Consider the following 22,681-nt stretch of genomic DNA (forward strand, 5'->3'; position numbering starts at 1 on the left):
GACAGCAGTGACATCGGCATTAAAGAATAGATTGGTAGGAACCATTATCATAGTGGCCCTTGCCGTTATTTTTTTACCTGACTTTCTCGATGGCAAAAAACAGACGAACCGAGAACCTTTCGCTTCCGTGCCTGCAAACCCACCGATAAAGCCAATAGTAGAGCCCGAGCCATTTCCCTCTGAACGCGTTGCACGAGCCGCCGTGCCAGAAGTAGAAGTTGAAGAGGCTGAAGCGCTTGACGATGTATACGAATCTCAAGAGAAAGCCGAGCTGCAGGCCAGCAAATTGCAAGCAAGCGATGACACGCAAACGCCTTCAACTTCTCCTGAGCCCAAAGATGAGCTTGCCAGCCAAACCGTAATAGAAGCTAGCAATGACCTAGCTGAAGAGGATGCAGGGTGGGTCATTCAGCTGGGAAGCTTCAGACACGAAAAAAATGTAAAAAGCTTACTGGCGAAGCTTGAGCGCGCTGGTTATCGAGCGTTTAGCCGAAAAATCCAAACCAGCTCAGGGTTACTGAACAAAGTTTTTGTCGGGCCAGATTTAGACAAACAAAAGCTTGAGTCGGCACTGCCGCATTTAAAGGAACTTACTAAGCTTAAAGGCAAGGTCACAACCTTCAAAGTAGAGTAACCTGAAAAATTAAAGGCGCGTTTTTATCCTAATGGAGGAGCTAATTTGTTACAGACTGTTTACTACAGACTAGTAATATTTTTGGCTTCTGTTAGAATGCGCGCCATCTCGCCAACGGCAGTTTGTCTAGCATAAGTTAGGCAACATCAACGCAATAAAGAGACAATGAACTGGGTTGACTTCTCCATATTGGGTATCATTGCGGTATCGACCTTAATAAGCCTTATTAGAGGATTTGTTAAAGAGGCCATTTCCCTTGTGGTGTGGTTTTCTGCACTCTTCATTTCCAGTAATTTTTATGCCGACCTTGCTATTTACTTTACTGCCATAGACGATCCTTACATTAAAAATGGCGCAGCTATCGCGGCATTATTTGTCTCTACACTTATACTAGGTGGCATGGTTAACTATGTGTTTAGCCAACTAGTTCAAGCCACAGGCTTATCAGGCACCGACCGTGCATTAGGCATTGTTTTTGGCGCATTGCGCGGTGTTCTCATTGTTAGCGCTTTACTCTTTTTTATGGATACCTTTACAGGTGCTGCAACCGCGTTGTGGTGGCAGGCGTCGGTACTTATTCCTGAGTTTGGTGTCATTATTGAGTGGTTTTTCACGTATGTGAAAGGCTCATCCAGTTTCTTAAATCCCGTTTAAAATAGGTAACGCACATGTGTGGTATTGTCGGAATAGTTGGTAAAACCCCCGTAGCTCAGTCTCTTTATGACGGTTTGACGGTTATTCAGCACCGCGGGCAGGATGCTGCAGGTATAATGACTATCGATCAGAATATGTTTAACTTGCGCAAGGCCAATGGCTTGGTGCGAGACGTTTTCCACACCCGCCATATGAAGCGTTTAACGGGCAATATGGGGATTGGGCATGTTAGATACCCAACAGCGGGAACATCAAGTTCAGCAGAGGCACAGCCTTTCTATGTTAACTCACCGTTTGGTATAGCGTTTGCTCACAACGGTAACTTAACCAATGCCCACGACCTTCAGCAGGAAGTATTCCGCATTGCTCGTCGCCATATCAACACGACATCTGATTCTGAATTACTGCTTAATATCTTAGCCCATGAGCTACAACAAGTTGCAGGCTTAAGCGTAAGTGCCGAGCACATTTTTGAAGTGGTCACAAAGGTACATAAGAAAATTCGCGGTGCGTATGCGGTGGTTGCAGCCATCATCGGCCAAGGTATTGTTGCTTTTCGCGACCCTCACGGCATTCGCCCACTTGCGCTAGGTAAGCGCATGACTGAAGTGGGTGAAGAGTGGATGGTTGCCTCAGAAAGTGTTGCTATTGATGCAGTAGGCTTTCAGTTTGTTCGCGATGTTGCGCCAGGTGAAGCAGTATTTATCACCGAAGAAGGCCAGTTGCATACTCGCCAGTGCTCTGAAAACCCAATTACCTCGCCCTGTATTTTTGAATTTGTATACTTTGCCCGCCCCGATAGCTTTATCGACGGCATCTCAGTGTATGCATCACGTGTCAATATGGGTAGAAAGCTCGGTGAAAAGATTAAGCGTGAATGGTCTGACTTAGATATTGATGTGGTTATTCCAATTCCTGAAACGTCTATGGACGTAGCGCTGCAAATAGCCAATACGCTCGATTTACCTTACAGGCAGGGTTTTGTGAAAAACCGCTACATTGGCCGCACCTTTATTATGCCGGGCCAGACGCTGCGTAAAAAGTCGGTTCGCCGAAAGCTAAATGCGATTTCGTCTGAGTTTAAAGGTAAGAGTGTACTGCTAGTAGATGATTCTATTGTTCGCGGTACTACGTCAGGTCAGATTATCGAAATGGCAAGAGAGTCGGGAGCCAAAAAGGTTTACTTCGCTTCAGCAGCACCTGAAATACGTTTTCCCAATGTGTATGGCATAGATATGCCATCCGCTAACGAGCTCATTGCCTATGGTCGTGAGATTGATCAAATAGCAGACTTAATTCAGGCAGATGGTCTTATCTTCCAAGACATTTCAGACCTAGTAGAAGCAGTTCGTGAAGAAAACGAAAGTATTCAGCGTTTTGAAACATCAGTGTTTGACGGAAACTATATTACCGCAGACATAGACCAAGAATATTTAGAGCGAATTGATATGTCTCGTGGTGAAAAATCGAACCAAGCGCCGACCATGCAGGCTGAGCTCAGTAATTTAGATGTTCATAACATGGATTCTAACTAGTTGATGCACGTACGCATACTCTCGTGAATGCTGTTTTGAACACTAATGTACTTACTATTGCTAAGGCCATTGTGCTCACTATTGCTAAGGTCAGTGTGCAGAGATGACACTCTTGAAAAGAAACCATTAAAAATGCCGCTTTTAAAGCGGCATTTTTGTGTTTATTGCTAATACGATAACGTCAAACCCGTTAACATCACCATGTTAGTGAATAAAAACAGGCCCGCCTGATAATCCCCACACTAACACCGAGCCAGTCATTAATATTACCAGCAACACAAGGCCGCAAGTAACCACCGAGCTTGAGTAGATAAAGCCTTTGTCTTCATGCATATGCATAAGAATAGGAACACCAGAGTAGAGCAAATAAACCGAGTAGCTAATGCCCACTAACAGTGCCGTCATCACCACCCATAATTCAGGGTAAAGACCAGCTAAGCCCACCATAAATAGGGGAGTAGCTGTGTAGGCGGCAAGCTCGAGTGATTGTGTGTAGGTAGGCGAGCTGTCAAACGCTTTTGCAAGCTCATGAATTAAAAGCGCAAGCGCAACCACCCCAGCGATTAAACCGAAGTACATGCCTATGCCCATCATAATAGCGCTGTTTTCACTAAGTCTTATAACGTCGCCTGCACCAATACTCCAGCCTGTATGAGCGCTAGAATAATAAGCAACAACAGAAGGAATAAGTGCAATAAATGCAATATGGGTAAGCGCGTAAAAATAGTTTTCGTGTTTAGTATCAATTGTCTGCCACTCTTCTCTTGGATGAGTGTAGATGCCGATGAGGTGATTTAGAATCATAGTCCCTGCCTTTTTAACAACGTTATTATTATAAAAACGAGCGAGTGTATTGTTTGGGCAGTGAGGTTTTACCCTAAAGAACGCCGCATAGCGAACAAAGTAGAGCGAACTCGGTAAGGTAAACGCAGCGATCATTCGCAAGTGAACCAGTGACCGCTTGCTATTGACTCAAAATACATAAAGCGTGCTTGTTGTTTCTCAAGCTTTGAACTCTTCAACTCTCTAGCTCTCGTGCTTTCGAGCTTTCGAAGCTACAAGTTCCCAACCTGCAGTTTTCTTACTTACACTTGCGCTTACATCAGAACTTATATTAGAGCTTATATCAGAGCTTGGATTAGCACGCTGCTAACTGCCGTTAACAATATTTTTACAATTTTAGTGTGCAGTAAGATCATATGGGCGTCAATGAATATTGACTAAATAATCGTCTGTTTGGTGGGGCGGCAATATTGCCGCCAAATTCAAAGTATCGTTGTAACTAAAGGCATAGGTACCGCTTTTGGTTTAAGCGCGGGGACAAAGTATCACCAGTAAAGATAAGGAATGATGTTAGGCCGCGGCAGGCATGCCAGAATGGAAGCGAAGTTCTGAGTCTTTGCTTTCGATAAGCTGCTTTTCAACATCGCCGAAAAGTGAAACCCGCTCGGTAATGTCTACGGGCGAAATCGCCGCAGCAAGGGTCAAATAGTCCTCGAAGTGGCGTGCTTCGGAGCGTAATAACGATACATAAAACTTGCCGAGTTCATCAGACACATGTGGAGCAAGTTTTGCAAAACGCTCACAGGAGCGGGCTTCAATGTAGGCGCCGCAAATAAGCTTATCCACTAACTTTTCTGGCTCGTAGGTGCGAACGTGTTTAAGCAGTCCGTTAGCGTAGCGACTAGAGGTTACCGATTTATACTCAAACCCAAGGCGATGCATTATCTCAAGCACTTGATAAAAATGGTGCAGTTCTTCTTTAATCAACATGACCATTTTGTCCAACATGTCTTTTTTTACGCTGTCTAAGCCATCAACATTGAACACGCTCTTTGATAAATGCTTTGTGTTTAGAGACTGCCAGTCGCCAACATGTCTATACGTAAAGTCTTCATAAGGTTTAAGCCAGCCTAGAAGTACTTTACTGGTTTCTTCATCTGCTACATAACGGCGAAGTAAGTACATGGCGCTCTGGGCAGCTTTCAATTCACAAATTAAATGATCGGTAAGCAGCATACGAAGGTTCTCTTCTTTCTTTGCTTCATCTAACCACGCGTCTGGCGTATTACACTGCAAAAATGCATTTACTGGCTCAAGAAGAGAAGATATTTCTGAAGATGATATTGCAGACATTAATTTACTTACCTGATGAAATGACGTGAAAACTGTTACGATTAGCATTCTCGTAATAATGCTGGATGCATGTACTGAAAACTTAAGCGCTGACTACTTAAAAGCGTTGCTGACTATTGATTACAAATTTTACCTGATGGCCCCTGTTACACACAACCGAAATAAGAACTAAACAACATTATGAATTATTTAGCTCATCTTTTTCTCGCTAAACCAACGGCAGATTCCCAATTTGGTAATTTGCTAGGCGACTTTCGTCGAGGAGTCGATGTCATTGCTTTTTCACAGGATGTGCAGCGGGGGCTTGAGAATCATTATGTAGTGGATAAATTCACTGACCAACACGATTTAGTGAAAGAAGCGAAAACCTTGTTTCATCAAAGCAGACGTCGCTATGCTCCCGTTGCTATTGATATTTATTTTGATCACCTTTTAATAAAACATTGGTCTCGTTTTTCCGGCCAGCCATTTTCATCATTTTGCTCACAGCGATTTGAACTGCTAGAAACGCGGCTGCCGCAAATGCCACGCACAATGCAGCATAGCGTTGGCCATATGATCACTCATAACTGGTTCGACGATTACGCAAGAGAAGAGGGAATTGCTAAGGCTATTTCTGTGGTAGCGAAACGCATTCGTTTTAAAAATGACTTTCATAAAAGTGTGGATGATATTGCAAGCAATAAAGCTAAATTGGAGAGCTTGTTTCTCTCGTTTCTTCCTGAGCTTATTGAGCATGTTAATGAAAAGGCAATAGAAAATTAATCGCCCTTAGCGGAATTGCCCTCTCTTTGCCAACTCTCTCCGTGAACTCAATCTGTGAAATCTCTCTGCGAATTTTCTGTAGGCTTTCTCTTCGAGCATATGTGTGAATAAGCCTATACAGAGGTATATCGACTAATTTCGTTAACTTATCGTTCTAATTAGAGAGAATAAGCCACTAGGGTTATAGTGGATGAGTCAATAATCCAAACAAAAAGAAGCGTGTATGAAAATGACAATATCCTACTCAAACACTTTTAAAGCGGCAGCGTCGTATTGTCTGCTGTTTCTTTCACTATTTACGTTTAACGCTATTGCACAAGAACACGACCGTGCTATCGAAATAGACAGTAAAGTTGTAACCGAACATGAGACCAAAATTTTAGGCAAGCGCGTTAAATACAGTGCCACTACTGGCACTCAGCCAGTATGGAATAGTAAGGACGAAGCTGTCGCAACGCTTTTCTACACTTACTACAAGCGCACCGATGTAAAAGACGATGCCAAAAGACCCCTAATCATTTCATTTAACGGCGGGCCTGGCTCTGCATCAGTATGGATGCATGTAGCGTATACTGGGCCTCGTATTCTCAATATCGACGACGAAGGCTATCCAGTGCAGCCTTATGGCGTACAAACCAACCCATACTCAGTATTAGATGCCGCTGACATTGTGTTTGTAAACCCAGTCAATACGGGTTACAGCAGAGTGTTGCCTAATGCCGAGGGCAAAATGCCGTCACAGGAAGAGCAGAAAAAAATGTTCTTCGGCGTTAATGCCGATATTAGCTACCTTGCAGATTGGGTAAATACCTTTGTTACCAGAAACAATCGCTGGCGCTCTCCTAAATACCTCATCGGCGAAAGCTACGGTACTACGCGGGTGTCAGGCCTTGCCCTTGAATTACAAAATCGTCAGTGGATGTATTTAAATGGCGTTATTTTAGTTTCTCCAACCGATATTGGTATTGAGCGTAATGGCCCGGTAAAAGCGGCTAACCGCTTACCTTACTTTGCTGCGGCAGCGTGGTACCACAATAAGCTAGATTCAGAGCTTCAAAACAAGGACCTGCTTGAATTACTGCCAGAGGTAGAAGACTTTACTATCAATGAGCTGATACCTGCATTAGCAAAAGGTGGCTTCATCGAGCCAGAAGAAAAGCGCAAGGTGCTGGCAAAAATGGCTCGTTACTCTGGGTTAAGTGAAGACGCCGTTTCGCAGAATAATTTAGATGTCAGTACCGCGTTTTTCTGGAAAGAGCTGCTGCGCGATGAAGGCAAAACCCTTGGCAGACTAGACAGTCGTTATTTAGGTATTGATGCCAAACAAAGTGGTGATAGACCAGACTACTGGGCTGAGCTTACCTCATGGTTGCACTCGTTTACGCCGGCCATTAACTACTATCTTCGCGAAGAGCTCGCGTATAAAACGGACATTAAATACAACATGTTTGGTCCTGTTCGTCCATGGGACAGGAGCAATAACAATACAGGAAGCAATTTGCGCCTAGCGATGGCCCAAAACCCCTATTTAAATGTCATGATTCAAGCTGGTTATTACGATGGTGCAACCAATTATTTTGATGCCAAATACACCATGTGGCAGCTAGATCACAGCGGTGCAATGAAAGACCGCTTAAGTTTCAAAGGCTATAGAAGTGGGCATATGATGTACCTTCGTCGTGACGATTTGAAATCATCGAATCAAGATTTACGCGAGTTCATTAAAAACAGCACGCCTGGTGAAGGTATGCCTGCTATGTATAAACGTTAATTAAAGGAGTTGATAATGAAGGCCGTAGGCTACACTCGCTCGTTGGCGATAGGTGATGAAAATGCGCTAGAAGATATCGAAGTTGAAAAGCCTAGTGCAACAGGCACCGATTTACTTGTAAAAATTAGTGCTATCGCCGTTAACCCAGTAGATTGCAAAATTCGGCAACGGGTTGAGCCTCAAGGACAACCAAAAATACTTGGTTGGGATGCCGTTGGCGTAGTGAAAGAAGTAGGAAGCGATGTCACGGCATTCGCGGTGGGCGACCGTGTGTATTACGCAGGAGACCTTACTCGTCAAGGCACCAACGCAGAGTATCAATTGGTTGATGAGCGTATTGTAGCAATAGCGCCAAAGACGCTGTCTGATAGCGAGGCGGCAGCGCTGCCGCTGACTACCATCACGGCTTACGAATTACTCTTTGATCACCTGCTGCTAAAACAGCAACAAGAAAAAAGTGATGAAGTGGTGCTCGTGGTTGGCGCTGCAGGCGGAGTAGGCTCTATTATGCTGCAGCTACTGAAGGTGCTAACTGGCGCTACAGTTATCGCCACAGCTTCTCGAGATGAAACGAAATCGTGGGTTAAGTCCCTTGGCGCTGATCATGTTATCGACCACAGTAAACCTATGGCCGAGCAAATAAAGGCACTTGATGTAGGGCAGGTAACTCACATTGCTAGCTTAACTAATTCCGAAGCCAATATAGAGATGTTCGTTGAGGTAATGAAACCGAAAGGCAAGCTAGCATTAATTGACGATCCTGAAAGTATTGATGTATCGAAGCTTAAGCAAAAAAGTTTGTCGCTGCATTGGGAGTTTATGTTCACTCGCTCCATGTTTGAAACCGACGATATGATTGAACAGCACCGTCTGCTAAAACATGTCGCCGATTTGGTTGATAGTAAAAAAATCAAAACCACAGTGGGTAAGCATTTAGGGAAAATAAATGCCGAAAACCTTATTACTGCGCACAAGCAGCTCGAGGCCGGAACCGCTGTCGGTAAACTCGTGCTAGAAGGTTTTTAAAAAATACCTATCGCTAAGTGACAAGAAGGGCGTTTATACGCCCTTTTTCGTGCTCGTCGGGTGTTTCATTAATGTAGGATTACTGGAAGCAAGCCTATTTGATGAGAAAAATCATCTCGGTGATTAAAAACAAGCATAGCAAGTGTAGCTGTTACACGTGACGATATCGCTTTGCTCAAATCTATAAATACTATTTTTTAATCTAACCCTCCTTAAATCAGTATACATAGATGTTATTACAAGTTTTATTTAGCCTGATATTACTGCTATGCTTGTTTAACTATAACGTTTACAACCCTCTGTAAATGTTCCTCCTAATGAGTGAGCAGAGTTTGGCCTTAACTAATATTGGTAGCGATCATTACCTCTTCACTGAATTAAAAGATTTATTAAAAAGTGATGACCGCTTGTTTAATTTCATTGAGAGTTCTGCTCTTGATGGGGTTTGGTTTTGGGATTTGGAAAATCCTGAAAAAGGCTGGATGAGTCCCACCTTCTGGAAAATACTCGGTTACGACCCTACCAGTAAACAGCACCTTAAGTCCGAGTGGCAAAATATTGTCAATAAAGACGACGTTAAAGTAGCCCTTCAAAGTCTAGAAAGTCATTATGCCGATAAGGACTCAACCTTCGATCAGGTCATGAGATACACCCATAAATCGGGACACACTATTTGGGTTCGCTGTCGAGGGGTTGCAATCAGAAACAGTGATGGTAAACCTATTCGAATGCTTGGTGCGCAGACGGATGTTTCCGACATCAAAGAACAGGAACAGGCGCGAACAGAGGATGAGGGCAAACAGAAACTCGCTTTTCAAAAGCGGGCCACGTTACTGGATGAACTCGAAAAAACCGCCAATATCGGCACGTGGGAAGTCAATTTACAAACAAATAAGGTAGTGTGGAGCGACCAAACAAAACGCATTCATGAGGTGCCGCTCGACTACGAACCGAATCTAGAAGAAGGCATCAATTTTTATAAGCCAGGAGAAAGCCAAAGGCTAATAACTGAGGCGGTAGAGACAGGGATCAGCGAGGGTAAGTCTTGGAACCTAGAGCTTGAACTTATTACTGCAACTGGGCGAAACATTTGGGTAAGGGCTCAAGGACGACCTCAATTTGAAAGTGGCGAGTGCACAGGGCTTTTCGGCGTTTTTCAAGATATAACGCCGCAAAAGCAGATAGAGGTGCAGAAACAGAAAATTCGTGAAAAGGCGGTAGCAGAATCAATACGACTACAGGTCGCTAACGATGCCCTTGGTATGGGAGTGTGGGAGTTCGACCTCATTACCGAAGAGGTGCGTTGGGATAAGTGGATGTATTTGCTTTACGGTGTGTCAGAAGAGCAGTTTAACGGTGCATTTGAAGCATGGGAAAAAACCATTCACCCAGAAGACATTGACGATGTAAAAGCATTGCTCGATTATTCAATAGAAAACGATGTTAAATTTGATACTCAGTTTCGTGTGGTAATGCCAAACGGCAGTATTAAACACCTTAAGGCCAACGCTATTATTCTTCGTAACGACGCAGGGGAGCCAGTAAAAGCCATCGGCGTTAATTACGATATCACCGATAAAGTCGAGACCATGAAGGTGCTTGAGCAAGAAAAGCTGCGAGCAGAGGCAGCGGCAAAAGCGAAAAGTGATTTTCTTGCCAATATGAGCCATGAAATACGCACGCCTATGAATGCCATTCTTGGTGGTCTACAGTTGTTGAGAAACTCAGATATCCAAGGAAACCTTCGTACCATTCTCGATAACTCCGCATTCTCAGCACAAAGCTTGCTCACCATTATTAACGATATTCTCGACTATTCAAAAATTGAGTCGAATAAACTCAGTATTGAGCTTGCGCCATTTTCATTATTAGAGGTACTTAGTGCTGTTAAATACGACATGGATGAAATGCTTAGCAGCAAGGGCGTGGCCTATTTTGTAGATATAGATGAAAACTTTGTGGATGGTTGGATAGGCGACATTGTTAGGGTAAAACAAATACTCTTGAACCTTGTTTCTAATGCTGTAAAGTTTACCAGCACGGGCTCAGTGAGAGTTAAAGTTGCCAATTGCGAACACAATGGCAAACAAATGATAGCCATAAAAGTTATCGACTCAGGCATAGGCATGAGCAACGAAGCCCAGCAGCGGATATTTGAACGTTTTGCTCAAGCCGATGCCAGCACCACTAGGCGTTATGGTGGTACGGGGCTGGGTATGGCTATTACGTTAAGCTTAATAGACTTGATGAATGGAGATATTAAGCTCAACAGTATTGAAGGTGCGGGCACAACAGTAACCGTGCTTTTGCCACTTGAGCCAACACAAGTTGATACGCAAACTAGAGCTAAAAAGTCACTGTCTGCCCCATTAATGTCTAACAAAAAAATACTGATTGCTGAAGACAATGCTATTAACCAAGTGGTTATTCAAACTATGCTGGAAGATACGATGGCTGCAATAACCATGGTGGATAACGGCAAGCAAGCGGTTGATGCGGTTCAAAGAGAAGACTTTGACCTTATTCTTATGGATATACATATGCCTGAAATGGATGGTGTGGAAGCCCATAGACAAATAAGCGCAATGAGACAACATATTCCAGTGATTGCACTTACCGCTAATGTGATGCCTGAAGACGTAGCCTATTATTTAGAGGAAGGATTCAACAGCCACTTAGGCAAACCAATAGACATGAATCAACTATTTGGCATGTTAAAGCAATACAGTCGATAGTTTGCCTGTAAGCGTTGCAGCTATTGTTTTTGGCTGTAGGCCTTTAAATAACTCGCACCTAAAAAGTGCATTAGACTCCTGTCTTTTGCATATTCACCTTTTGTACTTTCGCCTTTTGCACTTTTGACTTACTCAACTAGCCCTAAATCAACACACCCAAACCAGTAGGGCCAAACCAGCAGGGCCAAATCAGCAGACCTAGACTGGTTTTGCTCACAGCTTTTTTACGCTCAAGCGAGACAGTCTCAAATTCGACAGTTTTAATCTTGAGAGTGTCAAAATTGAGAGTTTCAGGCTTGGTAAGTCCAAGCTCGACAGTTTTAAGCTTGATAAGCCCAATCTCGAAAAAAGTGCGCAAACTGGGCAGGGACAAGCATCGGTTATAGGTCTAAATTTACCAGTGTACGACCAGACAACTGACCTTTTAAAATAGCGTCAATTTTTTCGTCTAGCTGAGATAAACCGACCTCGGTGGTTAATGCTTCAAGTTGATTAAGTTTCCAATCACCGGCAAGCTTATCCCATAGCCTTATTCTAGGAGGCATAGGGCACTGTACTGAGTCTATGCCTAGTAATGACACTCCGCGCAATATAAAGGGAAATACGCTTACATCAAGCTGAGCTGAAGCGGTAAGCCCGCAACAGGTAACCACACCGCAATATTGAGTCGACTTAATTGCCTGGGCAAGAAACTCACCGCCTACTGTGTCTACCACGCCTGCGTATTGCTCTTTAAGCATTGGGCGTTCTTTATTCTCTAGCAAGCTATCGCGATTTATCACGCGGGAAGCGCCTAAAGACATAAGGAAGTCGGCCTGTGAGTCTTTACCCGTGCAGCCCACGACGCTAAACCCTGCTTGGGCGAGCAATGCCACGGCGACGCTTCCAACGCCTCCTGTTGCACCCGTGACAAGTATTTCGCCGTCTTCTGGCGTTACATTGTTTTCAACTAGCCCTTGTACAGACAATCCAGCGGTAAAGCCTGCAGTGCCTAAAACCATAGTTTCTTTTAACGACAGACCGTCTGGTTTGGCAACCGCCCATGACGAAGGAATACGGATATATTCTGCAAACCCTCCAGAGGTATTCATACCCAGATCGTAGCCCGTAATGATGACATCATCACCTTCGTTAAACGCGTTATCATCGCAAGACACAACAGTGCCTGCTGCATCAATGCCTGGGGTGTGAGGAAAGTTTCGGCTTACGCCTGGATTGCCTGACGCAGAAAGCGCATCTTTATAGTTAAGTGAGGAGTATTTTACTTTTACAAGAAGCGCCCCTTCAGGAAGTTCATCCACATGTCGCTCAACCACAGAACGTGAAAAGGTTTTATCTTCAGATTTCTCTACGAGCAATGCTTGAAATGTTGTCATTGTAGCTTTCCTTAACTGTTATTTACTTAAAGTGCATTCTGACGGTAAATTTATTTTGTGCAAGTATGCACTTTTTAGTAGGGTAGTACCCAAAATGATACTATTGAGTTTTATTGAGAGTGCAGAATGGCGCAAGTATTAAAAACGGATAGTGCTCGCTTAAGTGAGCATAAGAGTGAGCTTGAAATAGAAAAAGAAAGCGAGTGTGAGAGCAATCAAGAAACACCGCAATATGTTTGCGGTGTGGCTGTTTCACTTGAGATTATTGGTGGTAAGTGGAAAGGCGTAATTTTATGGCACTTGTGCCACAAAACACTTCGATTCAGCCAGTTAAGACGCCGATTGCAAGGGGTGACACAAAAAATGCTCACCCAGCAGTTGCGTGAGCTAGAGAGAGATAAACTTGTAAATCGTAAGGTTTATGCTGAAGTGCCACCGCGGGTAGAGTATTCGTTAACGGAGCTTGGGCGTACATTAGAGCCCACGTTACGTCAGTTATGTGAATGGGGAAAAGATTACAACGATAATCATCGCTAAACGCTGGTCATAAACAGAAAATTTCTATTAAAAAAGTATAGGCTAGTGAATATACTTTCAATACGCATGTGAGAATAGTGGCTCAAAACACGCCACCCATATATAAGATGCTTTTAGTAAATACTTGCAAAACAAGATTCTTAAAGCAAGCCTCTAAATCCAAAGCTCTTAATGAAAGAAAGGCTCGAAACAGAAGTTTCGAGCCTTTCGTGTTGACTACATTCGCATTGTTGTTGCGGCGATTAGCCTAACAATTCACTAATTTTCAACGTAGATGTCTTCTCTCCATCTTTTATATGGATAGCGGCATCCACAGCATTAAAATCAGTAGTCGTAAAGTCAATTTCAAGACGTGCGCTATCTCCTTGATTTTCCCAGTTCAAAGTAAGCAGGCTTTCTTCATACGACACAGAAAAATCACCATTAAACGCGTTGCTGTGATTTCGTAACTTAATGAGCTCAAACAACCCTTTAACAACCGGCTTTTCAACGGCTTCTTCTACAGTTTTAGTCGACAAATAGGGGCGGTTTATATCGCGGCCTACATTGGTTTTAGCCAGAAGCTCCATGTCGTTATCGGCGGCGAGTAGGCCCCCGTAGTAAACTTGTGGAATACCAGGGCTGAAGAATTGGATGGCGCGGGCTAAAAGATAGCTAAAATCGTTCTTACCCAGTGCATCGTAATAGGTACAGTTTACCTGATACAAATCCACATTATTCGCTGCAGCCCCGGTGGCTTTTCTCGACTCGCCGTTTGAATTTGTATGTATTTGTTCAACAAGCGCGTTTATCGCCTCGTTTTCAAGGAGTCCGGGCTTATCACCATTTGCACCAACATCAACAATGCCAATACCGTCGTGTGTGTCTAAAACAGTAAAGCAGTTGCGTGGAGAAATAGATAACCAGTGGGCTAGGGCGCTTGCGTCTTGGGTAAACAGGGTATGCAACACTAATGGGGGCAATGCGAAGTCGTACACGCTGTCGCAGCGCTCTGCAATTTCAATTTGTGTTTGATAGTGGCTGTGAATTTCGACAAGACATTGCATGTTCATAGAGCGTGCACGGGTGCTTAATTCTTCAATAAACGCAAACGTCTCTTCAAGCATAAAGCAATTAGTACCAGCTCGTTTAATGGCGTAACCCGCAGCATCGAGGCGAATCAGGTCGACATTACTCTCGGTAAACGAAGTAAGGATAGACGACAAGTAGTCTTTCCCAAGGTCAGACTCAACATCTATATCAATTTGATTTGAGGTGAATGTCGTCCAAAAAGGTACTGTTTCATTGCCTGCAATATCATAGTCGCTAAAAAAAGGTGTTGGGCGAGGTCTAAAAACCTGTGCAATCTGTGCATCAATTTCAGCGTCGTCTTTACTGTTGAAAACGTCTTGTTTAGTCAAAAAGAGAGGCCAGTATTGTGAGTCTCTACCGTGCTGTAGTACGTCACGAAACTGCTGACTCTGCGCTGACATATGATTAACAATAAGGTCTGCCATAATATCAACAGATTCACCCATTTTTTTCACATGGCCCCAATCGCCAAGACGTTTATCGACACTTGTATGATCAATAGGGTCGAAACCGGCATCTTCACCATCAAAGGGATAATAAAATGGTAATAAATGCACACCCTTAAATAAGTTGGCCAGTGCACCATTTAAAAGGCTGTTAAGGCTTTCGATACTGCCATCGCCCAATCTGTCTGCATAAGTAATTAACTGAACGCCGTTGCTTATAGACATTGAAATTCTCCGAAAATACGGTTGTTACAGTAGGCGCAGTGAGTACGCCTTGGTATGTATTGAATACCATTAAGCAAGAACCGCTTTATTGAAGTCACTTTCAATAAGATAGAGGTTTAGCTTAACAATGAGTGACACGAGAGTAGAGTCGTTAATCCGAATGACTTTACAACTCGAGCCTTTCTTAATCGATTAAGTTGTTAGGGGAGAATATAGCAATGGATTACTGATTTGTAAATGAGATGTTTAATTGTACAGAACAACTGAGAAAGAGCGGTAATTTGTTACAAGATGTTTGTTTTAAAAAGAAAAATAGCTAGGCAAGGACTGAAAATATTTTAAATTTTAATGAGTTAGCGATTTTGTTGGTGAAGCTTGTTACTTTTTCCAAAGAAAATAATCCGCTGCTTGGTTTCATTTAAATATTAACATCAATTGCTATTGTGCATATACTCTGATTGCTAGTTCAACAATATCAATCACATAGAAAAGGAAGTCTGGCTATGACCGCCTGTAATCGTGCCTGTAAAACCTCAATTTTGTCGCTAAGTTCGTTTTTTATCCTCACCGCATGTGGTGGAGGTGGAGGTAGCGATAGTGGTGGTAATTCGAATATTGGAAGTGGGTCAAACCCGCCACCAACCACACCTGCAGTTACGCTGTCTGGTTATGATAGTCAAGCTGCACTCAGTAGCCTCTCAGCCATGGATAGCTTACTACAAATTGGCTTTATGTCTCAAAACACCTTAGTTCTTAACAGTACCTCTGGTTCAACGGGGGAGTTAAGCTGTAGTAATGGTGGATTGTTTGAGCAAGTGCATGCCGATAATGACAGTAATGGCGAGTTCTCAGATGGGGATACGGTAACCATTAATTATCGTGAATGCTATGTTGCAAGCTTAGACGATGTTGCTGATGGGAGTGTTGTCTACGATATCGAGTTATTTGCTGAGAACGAGAGTTTTACAGCAAATGTTGATATAAGCGATTTAATTATCGATGGCGTCATAAATCTTGATGGCGTAATACGTGTTAAATATGAGGGTGAGACGTCAGAAAGTTCACTTTTTGTAAATACAGTAGGCAACGTACCGCTTAATTTTAATAACCAAAAGGTTATGACCTTCAGCAATTTTGAAATTATAAAGCGGGACGACTATCAAACAGCAAAATATAGCGTTGGCGTTAGCGGAAGTATTAACGACGAAGAGCTAGGTACTTTTTACCGTATTTCACAGTTGCAAGGTTTCTCAGGTTACTTAAATGAATATCCGAATGAGGGAGAGATTTCCATTTCTACCTCTTCAACAGATGTATTAACGGTAACCGCAAATTTCGTCGAAAATTCAACTTACTTCAATGTATCATACAATTCGGATACTTATTTATTGCAATGGGATGATGCAATCGAAGGCGCAATGATGGGCGTTAGTGCACAATTGCCAGACTATATTGTTCCTTTTCGCTCAGATAACTTTGCTTTTGTCACCGTTGCCAATAAGTCCTCGCTAGATAAGTTTGGTTTGAGTGACAGTGTTACCTTAGTGTTTTCTCGTCCAGTAGAATCGGTAAGCCCACCCTATGGAGAATTTGCGTTTGGTGCAAACGAGTACCCATATGTCGATGTTCCTGCATCAATAGAAATCAACGGGGCTATGATTATTGCTTCGCCTGAACGAGCTCTTCAGGCTGATAAGAGCTATACCTTAGTAGATATTGAGGTAGTAGCGACGAACGGTCAAAATGAATATGTATATTTGCCCTCAATTCAAACAAGCAACGAAATTATTCCAGCTATAGCTAGCCAATCAAAACTATACCGGTTTAATGATACTCCGTTACTTAATGCGGCAGAAACAACAAATAACTCAAACGGAGAGCTCTCTTTTCAGTGGCGCGAGGCGAGCAGTGCGGGAGTGGTTTTTGACAACCCAACTGGAGCAGAAACGAGATTTACCGTACCAGAAGAAGCAACTGACGATCTTTCTATTGAAGTAGTTATCACTGCATCCTCAGGTTACAGCGTGACCGAAGAGTTGACTATCAGTTACGTTGAACCAATGAGCACGATACTGAGCTTTGACAGTCCTCAAGGCGACTATATTGGCGGGGGGCAAAGCAAGTTTTATACTGATGAAGACGGTGTGTTTAATGTTAACTATTACGAAGAAAGTGCAAATTATTTGGACGTTTCGTTTAATGGAAACGATTGGTGGAATTTAGACCTAGCAGCGCCATCAGACGAAGTTATTGGCGTAGGCATATATGAAGGGGCGAGAAGGTATCCTTTTCAATCTCCCACATCTCCGGGCTTAAGTTTCACTGGATCGGGAAGAGGATGCAACCAAAGCAGCGGTAGATTTGAAATTTTTGAATTGTCATACAACGAGTCTGGTGATATCGAAAGTTTAGCCGTTGATTTTGAACAAAGCTGTGAACTTACTAACCCAACTTTAAAAGGGCAGTTCCGGTATAATTCGAACACGCCTTTAAACCCTCAATAAATCACAGTAGGGATATAAATTAACGTTTATATCCCTAATCAACTGTTTACAACTGTAATTAAAAAGCCCGGTTCTGCAACCGGGTTTTTTTACGCCTGTTTACTTTTCACCAGAGTTATAGCACTACAGTGTATATGCAGGCACGATACTATGATCCAGTTATCGGGCGTTTTTATTCGAATGATCCGGTGGGGTATACTGCTAAAAACCCAGTGATGTCATTCAACAGGTATATGTATGTAAATAATAACCCATACAAATATAAAGACCCGAGTGGAGAGTTTTTAGCAGGTGCATTTTTTAGTGCAGCTCTAGACGTCGGAATACAGTTGATTGAAAATGGAGGGGGGTATAACCAAAGTTGATCCTGCACAAACTGCAATTGCTCTCGTGACTGGAGCGGTTGGGGCTGGCATTGGTGAAAAAATTGCGAAGGCTGGTTCTTTAGTTGCAAAAGCAACAAATAGTAAAGTTGCTGGTGCGACTGTTGATATTACAGGAAACTGAATCGACCAGACTTCTTTAAACACTTAATTGCTTTATAATTATGTGTACTAAGAAGAAAAGATGACTCAGCGATTTAAATGTCTCACGGTCTAAACTTGCCGAATTGTATGGGAAGTCACATACCTCAGCGTTGAGTGATTTGAGTATTTTCTAGCACACACCACAAAAAGTAATGCATTTGCATTACCTCTTCATTCATACTAAAATCAAAACCAATAACAGAAGTAAAAGGTATAGGTTGTTATGGCACAAGTTGCTTTAGAAACTGAATCAACACTTACAGACCGTTTTCAAACTACAGTGCCTAGTCCTGTTCGTCAGGCGTTGCAGTTAGGCAAGAAAGACAAAATTAAATACGCTATTCAGTCAGATGGCAGTGTTGTTATTTCGCGTGCAGAAGCAAAAGAAAGTGACCCTGTGCTTGGCGAGTTTTTATCGTTCATAGCGCGTGATATGCAAGCTCATCCTGAAAGACTAGAGCCGTTATCAGCAAGTATGCGTGAAAGCGTTGATGCGTTGGTTCAAGGTGTTGAGATTGACTTAGATGCTCCGTTATTGGATGAGGACGAGTAAGTTTGCAAAAAACGATACCAATGGTTGTAAATGGTTGGACACTTTACACCCATCCATTGTTTAAAGAGCAATACCTTAGCCTTAAATTTCAAGTTGAAGTTTTACGTAAGAAAGATCCAAAAGGCTACCTTAAAAAGAATGCCACGAAACGATTGGCTGCAATTCAAAGACTAATCTTTGAATTAATACCACATGATCCTACCAATGCTGAATTTCGCCAAGGAAGTACATTAGGTGATGACAACAAGCATTGGTTTCGAGCTAAGTTCTTCCAGCAATACCGTTTGTTTTTTCGCTACCACCTAGAGTCGAAAGTCATCGTTTATGTATGGGTGAATGATGAAAAAATAAACGTGCATACGGCAGCAAAACAGATGCTTATAAAGTGTTCGAAAAGATGTTGAAGGCTGGTCATCCTCCCGAGGTTTGGGATGATCTTCTAAAAGCAGCTAAGGGCGAATTGCTCTCTCCATAAGCGAACCGCTTGTTTCTCAAGAAGGACAGTAGCCTGGATCGTATTCCAGATTATTTTATATGCAGGCTCGGTACTAAGATTTAGTGAACATAATGAATATAGGTGGTTATCAACGACATTTAAGTTGCTACTTCACATCAAAAATGTTTTTTCTTTGTTTCAGCATGCTTATCTCATTTTGAGAAGCGACAAGAAACGCATTAAAATCTTTGATAATTTCTGGGTAAGACATTGTGGATAGTTGATAGCTAAAGTGTGTGCTTGGTGCTTGTGAAGATGCGACAAAATCTTCTGGTTTGTAACCTAATTGTTTTGCATAATGATGAACAACAAAAATACTGACGTCTAGGCCATCAATCATACCTTTTTTCAGCATTCGTACCAGCACACTCATAGAGCTTTCGTAGATAAATTTTGTATGCCCAGCGCTAATGTGGTCCCGCCAATGAGGGCCTGGAACAAAACCGTAAAGAGAACCCAGTACTTTCAACGACGACAATGGTTTTGACTCATTTTGTTTCAACACTACTGTGTCAGCGCGTAATTTAATAATCCCTTGACTGAACACGAGATTATCAGTTTTGACGCTCCAAATAGGGCTGTCAGGTATACGAAAATCAATGTCGTCTTGTTGGTACCATTCATCAAAGCGGGTAACGGGTAAGTGAATGTATTCGAATTTCAGTCCACTTCGCTCGGCAAACAGCTCCATTACGTCAACCAAAAAGCTTGTTTTACTCCGCTCGTCAATCTTAGTGAACATCGGATAATAATCGACGTCCTCAAGTCCCACTCGGTATACTTTCTCTTCGCTGCTCACCGCGCTGGTTGTGGATGCGCATAACAGCAAAACAAAACAGGCTAGTTTTTTTATTGTATTTCTCATAACGCTTCAACAAACCAAGTTATCGACCTAGTGCAATCCCACCCCTCGCTGTTTATTAAGTATACACAAGCAGAGCGGTTTTAGTGTATTTTTGTTATTGGTTGGTATTTTCTCGCTCTTTCTCTAGCATTTTCACCTTATCTTTCCACTCGTCTAGCTTTTCAAAATAGGCGTCCCAAACGCATGGGCAGCAGGAGCCGCCGCCACAGCAATCGTCTTTTAGCGGTTTTTCAGGCTCTGGAGGCAAGTTGTTTTTGGTGTGCTCACTCATACATTGTTAACAATATGTTTGTTTTGGCTGATTATGTCGTGCTGTGAAGGGGAATTCAAATAAAAGGCCTCTATGCTAGGCATAGAGGCCTTGTTTATAGGTTAATGTAGACTACAAGTGCTTTGTGGCACTTGTGTATTTCACGCTCAGGCCTCAGGTGTCGCACTGCCGTTTAATTTCGTTTCGTTTACGTTGGTTTGTTGTGGCGGTGTTGCTGTGCCCGTAAGTAACTCACTGTTTCCGGTTATTAAGTCGCTTAACGTACCTTTTTCAACATCAACGAGACCCACTTCTCTTAGCATTGAATCTACTAAAGGGGCGTTGGCGCGATAGTTCAGCGCAGCTTGAGTGACTTGTTCGGCCAGTCCGCTGCCCGATGTGGCAACCGTATGACTTCCTGTACTGGATGTGCCTCCTTGACCATAGCCCTGAAGAATTTTAATACCTTCGATATTTTCAAGAGGCTTCACAGCTTGCTCCACCAATTCTGGTAGAATTTTCAGCATGGCTAATGATTTTTGAAGTTCTATTTGCTCATTTTTCAGCGTATTTTCAGCTTCATATAACGCTTGCTTACCTTGCGCTTCAACAGCAAGCACTTTTTCATCTGCTTCAGCTTGAAGCATTTTGGCATCTGCCGACGCTTTTGCTTCTGTCAAAATGGCCTGAGCGCTGTTTTCAGCGGCTTCTTTTTTAGCTTCTGCTTCAACAGTAATACTCACTGCTTCACGCTCTGCTTCTTTGCGCGCATCAATAACTTCAATTTGCTTCTTACGTTCGGCCTCAGCAACCGACCTCGCGGTTAATACTGCTTCTTCTTTTTCAACTTTTTGCTTTTCGGCTTCCGCTGCTTTTGCTCGTGCGGCAGACTCTTCTTCTGATTTGGTAGCAACCGCAATTTGCTTAACTTGCTCAGACACTTCAACTTCTTGTTGTTGACGAATTCTTGCTTGTTCAAGGGCTTGGCGCTTAGCTATCTCTTGGGTTTCAATCTCTCGAGACTTTTCAATTTCAGCGGCTTCAATCGCGCGATTTTTGGCAATTTCCGCTTCACGTTCTTCACGCTCTTTCATTTCACGCTGTTTAGCAATTTCGGCTTTTTGTTCCTGACGTTTAAATGCAAGTACCTGCTCTTGAGTAAGCCGTGCTTCTTCTTCGTCACGTTTAACATCAAGAGATTGCTTTTCAGCAGCCAAATTACGCTGCTCTATTAAAATGCGGTTTTCTTGCTGTATATCGTTTGTTTCTTTGCGTTTTTCTTCAATTATCTTGGCTAAGCGTGCTCGGCCCTCAGCGTCAAAGGCATTATTTTCATTGAAAAACTCAAGGTCAGTTTGGTCAAACCCAGTCAAACTTACCGATTCTAACTCTAGTCCGTTTTTCTCTAAATCGTTTGCCACGCTTTGCTGCACTTTTTGCACAAAGTCGGCTCTTTGTTCATGCATTTCGGTCATGCTCATTTCTGCGGCCACCGCACGCAGCACATCAACAAATTTCGACTCCATCAGCTTTTTAACTTCCTCTGCACGAGTGGTTCTCGTACCTAGGGTTTGCGCTGCCATTGAAATCCCACCGGCATTAGGCGCCACTCGCAAGTAAAAATCTGCTTTTACGTCTACACGCATTCTATCTTTCGTTATTAATGCGTCTTTTTGTGTTTTTTCTACTTCAATGCGAAGGGTGTTCATGTTCACAGGAATAATTTCGTGAACCACAGGCAGTACTAGTGCGCCGCCGTCTTTAACTACTTTTTCACCACCGAGCCCGGTTCTGACAAAGGCCGTTTCTTTAGTGGCTCTTTTGTATAGTTTGGCAAATATTAAACCTATAACAATAAGTCCAATAACAATAGCGCCGGCAACAAATAGAATAGACGGCATATTAGTGGTTTGAATTGTATCCATACTTCTTCTCTTTTAGGTTATTGATAGCGGGTAGCAAACCAGCTGTGGGTGTTTTTTTGAACCAATATTACCCGTTCGCCTTTATCAAAAAGCTCTTCGGGCTCTAATGGCTCAACTAAAACAAAATGGGGTTGTGAAAAATTATCAGTAAACTTTGCCTCTGCAGGGTTGCCCCTTGACGCTCGCCCTATAGTAATTTGTGCAACGGCTCCTACGAAATCGTCGCTGTGCATAGCACTTGTTTCTACACTTGGGAGAAGGTGAGCAATGATAAATACGGATTTTGAGGTGATAAAAAGGCCCAATATTACTGCCACAGGCACTGATATAAGTTTAGGCAGTGCCGTATTGAAAGTAAGTGAACTTATGCCGTTAATCGTAATACCGCTTAGTCCGAAGCAGGTAAGAAAAACTACTAGCCATACAAGAAACGGTACTTTGTTGATGTTCAGCCAGCTTGCCAACTCAGTTCCCATAAAACCGTCGGCATTAGTCTCGCCAATCTCATCGCCAATGCCGAGTAAGCTTAACCCAAATAACATGCTTACCAGTTCCAATACGGCTATAAAGGCTATGGCGGTTAGGGCTATGCTGAACCAAAGATTTGAGGGGGATAAAAGAAGGTCTGTCATGTACATCATCCGTGATCG

At 42.9% G+C, this 22,681-nt stretch carries 20 protein-coding genes and 1 pseudogene; 13 read left to right on the forward strand and 8 right to left on the reverse strand.

The annotated features are described in order from the left end of the window. The first annotated feature begins 7 nt into the window (after positions 1–7). From V7R39_RS12695 to purF, 3 genes are all read left to right on the forward strand, one after another. Positions 8–634: an SPOR domain-containing protein gene (locus V7R39_RS12695; protein ID WP_334031113.1), complete on the forward strand. Its 627-nt coding sequence runs from the start codon at positions 8–10 to the stop codon at positions 632–634. A gap of 165 nt (positions 635–799) precedes the next feature. Next, the gene (locus tag V7R39_RS12700) at positions 800–1,288 is read left to right on the forward strand and encodes a CvpA family protein (protein ID WP_032096730.1); all 489 of its coding nucleotides are present in this window, start codon (positions 800–802) and stop codon (positions 1,286–1,288) included. A gap of 14 nt (positions 1,289–1,302) precedes the next feature. Continuing rightward, a complete protein-coding gene (gene purF, locus V7R39_RS12705) occupies positions 1,303–2,823 on the forward strand; it encodes an amidophosphoribosyltransferase (RefSeq protein WP_334031115.1) in 1,521 nt (506 codons plus the stop codon). A gap of 204 nt (positions 2,824–3,027) precedes the next feature. Here the strand turns inward: purF and V7R39_RS12710 are convergent, their stop codons facing one another. Both V7R39_RS12710 and miaE read right to left on the reverse strand, forming a co-directional pair. Then, positions 3,028–3,627 (reverse strand): Yip1 family protein, encoded by a 600-nt coding sequence (locus V7R39_RS12710; RefSeq protein ID WP_269520994.1) that lies wholly within the window; start codon positions 3,625–3,627, stop codon positions 3,028–3,030. A gap of 549 nt (positions 3,628–4,176) precedes the next feature. After that, complete coding sequence (miaE, locus tag V7R39_RS12715; protein WP_334031119.1) at positions 4,177–4,959, reverse strand: tRNA isopentenyl-2-thiomethyl-A-37 hydroxylase MiaE; 783 nt, start codon at positions 4,957–4,959, stop codon at positions 4,177–4,179. A 180-nt stretch (positions 4,960–5,139) separates the two neighbouring features. On the opposite strand from miaE, the gene V7R39_RS12720 reads away from it, so the two are divergent. From V7R39_RS12720 to V7R39_RS12735, 4 genes are all read left to right on the forward strand, one after another. After that, positions 5,140–5,724, forward strand: coding sequence for an acyl carrier protein phosphodiesterase (locus tag V7R39_RS12720; RefSeq protein WP_334031121.1), 585 nt, complete (start codon positions 5,140–5,142; stop codon positions 5,722–5,724). A gap of 229 nt (positions 5,725–5,953) precedes the next feature. After that, on the forward strand, positions 5,954–7,495 hold the full coding sequence (locus V7R39_RS12725) for a S10 family peptidase (protein WP_438823545.1): 1,542 nt from the start codon (positions 5,954–5,956) through the stop codon (positions 7,493–7,495). A gap of 15 nt (positions 7,496–7,510) precedes the next feature. Continuing rightward, positions 7,511–8,521 (forward strand): zinc-binding alcohol dehydrogenase family protein, encoded by a 1,011-nt coding sequence (locus V7R39_RS12730; RefSeq protein ID WP_334031124.1) that lies wholly within the window; start codon positions 7,511–7,513, stop codon positions 8,519–8,521. Between the two features lie 332 nt (positions 8,522–8,853). Beyond that, positions 8,854–11,256: a PAS domain-containing protein gene (locus V7R39_RS12735; protein ID WP_334031125.1), complete on the forward strand. Its 2,403-nt coding sequence runs from the start codon at positions 8,854–8,856 to the stop codon at positions 11,254–11,256. A gap of 380 nt (positions 11,257–11,636) precedes the next feature. On the opposite strand, the gene V7R39_RS12740 is transcribed toward V7R39_RS12735, so the two are convergent. After that, positions 11,637–12,632 carry a YhdH/YhfP family quinone oxidoreductase gene (locus tag V7R39_RS12740; RefSeq protein ID WP_334031126.1) on the reverse strand — a complete coding sequence of 332 codons (996 nt, stop codon included), beginning with the start codon at positions 12,630–12,632 and terminating at the stop codon, positions 11,637–11,639. Between the two features lie 126 nt (positions 12,633–12,758). Here V7R39_RS12740 and V7R39_RS12745 point away from each other — a divergent pair, with 126 nt between their 5' ends. Next, a complete protein-coding gene (locus V7R39_RS12745; RefSeq protein ID WP_334031127.1) occupies positions 12,759–13,169 on the forward strand; it encodes a winged helix-turn-helix transcriptional regulator in 411 nt (136 codons plus the stop codon). Positions 13,170–13,411: 242 nt separating this feature from the next. On the opposite strand, the gene gtfA is transcribed toward V7R39_RS12745, so the two are convergent. Beyond that, on the reverse strand, positions 13,412–14,911 hold the full coding sequence (gtfA, locus tag V7R39_RS12750; RefSeq protein ID WP_334031128.1) for a sucrose phosphorylase: 1,500 nt from the start codon (positions 14,909–14,911) through the stop codon (positions 13,412–13,414). 503 nt (positions 14,912–15,414) lie between these two features. On the opposite strand from gtfA, the gene V7R39_RS12755 reads away from it, so the two are divergent. The 5 genes and pseudogenes from V7R39_RS12755 (at position 15,415) to V7R39_RS12775 (ending at position 18,970) form a co-directional block, all read left to right on the forward strand. Beyond that, positions 15,415–17,415 carry a hypothetical protein gene (locus V7R39_RS12755; RefSeq protein ID WP_334031130.1) on the forward strand — a complete coding sequence of 667 codons (2,001 nt, stop codon included), beginning with the start codon at positions 15,415–15,417 and terminating at the stop codon, positions 17,413–17,415. Between the two features lie 134 nt (positions 17,416–17,549). Next, positions 17,550–17,780 carry an RHS repeat-associated core domain-containing protein gene (locus V7R39_RS12760; protein ID WP_334031131.1) on the forward strand — a complete coding sequence of 77 codons (231 nt, stop codon included), beginning with the start codon at positions 17,550–17,552 and terminating at the stop codon, positions 17,778–17,780. Further along, a complete protein-coding gene (locus V7R39_RS12765) occupies positions 17,749–17,922 on the forward strand; it encodes a hypothetical protein (protein ID WP_334031291.1) in 174 nt (57 codons plus the stop codon). The genes V7R39_RS12760 and V7R39_RS12765 overlap by 32 nt, the downstream gene beginning before the upstream one ends. A 243-nt stretch (positions 17,923–18,165) precedes the next feature. Further along, positions 18,166–18,495, forward strand: a complete 330-nt coding sequence (locus tag V7R39_RS12770; protein ID WP_334031132.1) for a type II toxin-antitoxin system PrlF family antitoxin — start codon at positions 18,166–18,168, stop codon at positions 18,493–18,495. A 20-nt stretch (positions 18,496–18,515) separates the two neighbouring features. Continuing rightward, positions 18,516–18,970, forward strand: a pseudogene (locus tag V7R39_RS12775) (type II toxin-antitoxin system YhaV family toxin). A gap of 127 nt (positions 18,971–19,097) precedes the next feature. Here the strand turns inward: V7R39_RS12775 and V7R39_RS12780 are convergent. The 4 genes from V7R39_RS12780 to V7R39_RS12795 form a co-directional block, all read right to left on the reverse strand. After that, complete coding sequence (locus V7R39_RS12780) at positions 19,098–19,856, reverse strand: transporter substrate-binding domain-containing protein (RefSeq protein ID WP_334031133.1); 759 nt, start codon at positions 19,854–19,856, stop codon at positions 19,098–19,100. Between the two features lie 94 nt (positions 19,857–19,950). Then, the gene (locus V7R39_RS12785; RefSeq protein ID WP_287009163.1) at positions 19,951–20,127 is read right to left on the reverse strand and encodes an oxidoreductase-like domain-containing protein; all 177 of its coding nucleotides are present in this window, start codon (positions 20,125–20,127) and stop codon (positions 19,951–19,953) included. A 146-nt stretch (positions 20,128–20,273) separates the two neighbouring features. Next, entirely contained in the window at positions 20,274–22,031 is a 1,758-nt protein-coding gene (locus V7R39_RS12790) for a flotillin family protein (protein ID WP_334031134.1), read from the reverse strand. Between the two features lie 17 nt (positions 22,032–22,048). After that, a complete protein-coding gene (locus V7R39_RS12795; RefSeq protein WP_334031135.1) occupies positions 22,049–22,663 on the reverse strand; it encodes a YqiJ family protein in 615 nt (204 codons plus the stop codon). Between the last annotated feature and the right edge of the window lie 18 nt (positions 22,664–22,681).

Origin of the sequence: Alteromonas sp. P256, from assembly GCF_036864455.1 — a bacterium.
Taxonomy (GTDB): Bacteria; Pseudomonadota; Gammaproteobacteria; order Enterobacterales; family Alteromonadaceae; genus Alteromonas.

What these genes read in the sequence shown, in the direction of transcription:
- V7R39_RS12700 (WP_032096730.1), top strand. Translation starts at nt 800, where the DNA reads ATGAACTGGGTTGACTTCTCCATATTGGGTATCATTGCGGTATCGACC.
- purF (WP_334031115.1), top strand. Translation starts at nt 1,303, where the DNA reads ATGTGTGGTATTGTCGGAATAGTTGGTAAAACCCCCGTAGCTCAGTCT.
- V7R39_RS12710 (WP_269520994.1), bottom strand. Translation starts at nt 3,627, where the DNA reads ATGATTCTAAATCACCTCATCGGCATCTACACTCATCCAAGAGAAGAG.
- miaE (WP_334031119.1), bottom strand. Translation starts at nt 4,959, where the DNA reads ATGTCTGCAATATCATCTTCAGAAATATCTTCTCTTCTTGAGCCAGTA.
- V7R39_RS12720 (WP_334031121.1), top strand. Translation starts at nt 5,140, where the DNA reads ATGAATTATTTAGCTCATCTTTTTCTCGCTAAACCAACGGCAGATTCC.
- V7R39_RS12725 (WP_438823545.1), top strand. Translation starts at nt 5,954, where the DNA reads ATGACAATATCCTACTCAAACACTTTTAAAGCGGCAGCGTCGTATTGT.
- V7R39_RS12730 (WP_334031124.1), top strand. Translation starts at nt 7,511, where the DNA reads ATGAAGGCCGTAGGCTACACTCGCTCGTTGGCGATAGGTGATGAAAAT.
- V7R39_RS12740 (WP_334031126.1), bottom strand. Translation starts at nt 12,632, where the DNA reads ATGACAACATTTCAAGCATTGCTCGTAGAGAAATCTGAAGATAAAACC.
- V7R39_RS12745 (WP_334031127.1), top strand. Translation starts at nt 12,759, where the DNA reads ATGGCGCAAGTATTAAAAACGGATAGTGCTCGCTTAAGTGAGCATAAG.
- gtfA (WP_334031128.1), bottom strand. Translation starts at nt 14,911, where the DNA reads ATGTCTATAAGCAACGGCGTTCAGTTAATTACTTATGCAGACAGATTG.
- V7R39_RS12755 (WP_334031130.1), top strand. Translation starts at nt 15,415, where the DNA reads ATGACCGCCTGTAATCGTGCCTGTAAAACCTCAATTTTGTCGCTAAGT.
- V7R39_RS12760 (WP_334031131.1), top strand. Translation starts at nt 17,550, where the DNA reads ATGCAGGCACGATACTATGATCCAGTTATCGGGCGTTTTTATTCGAAT.
- V7R39_RS12770 (WP_334031132.1), top strand. Translation starts at nt 18,166, where the DNA reads ATGGCACAAGTTGCTTTAGAAACTGAATCAACACTTACAGACCGTTTT.
- V7R39_RS12780 (WP_334031133.1), bottom strand. Translation starts at nt 19,856, where the DNA reads ATGAGAAATACAATAAAAAAACTAGCCTGTTTTGTTTTGCTGTTATGC.
- V7R39_RS12785 (WP_287009163.1), bottom strand. Translation starts at nt 20,127, where the DNA reads ATGAGTGAGCACACCAAAAACAACTTGCCTCCAGAGCCTGAAAAACCG.
- V7R39_RS12790 (WP_334031134.1), bottom strand. Translation starts at nt 22,031, where the DNA reads ATGGATACAATTCAAACCACTAATATGCCGTCTATTCTATTTGTTGCC.
- V7R39_RS12795 (WP_334031135.1), bottom strand. Translation starts at nt 22,663, where the DNA reads ATGACAGACCTTCTTTTATCCCCCTCAAATCTTTGGTTCAGCATAGCC.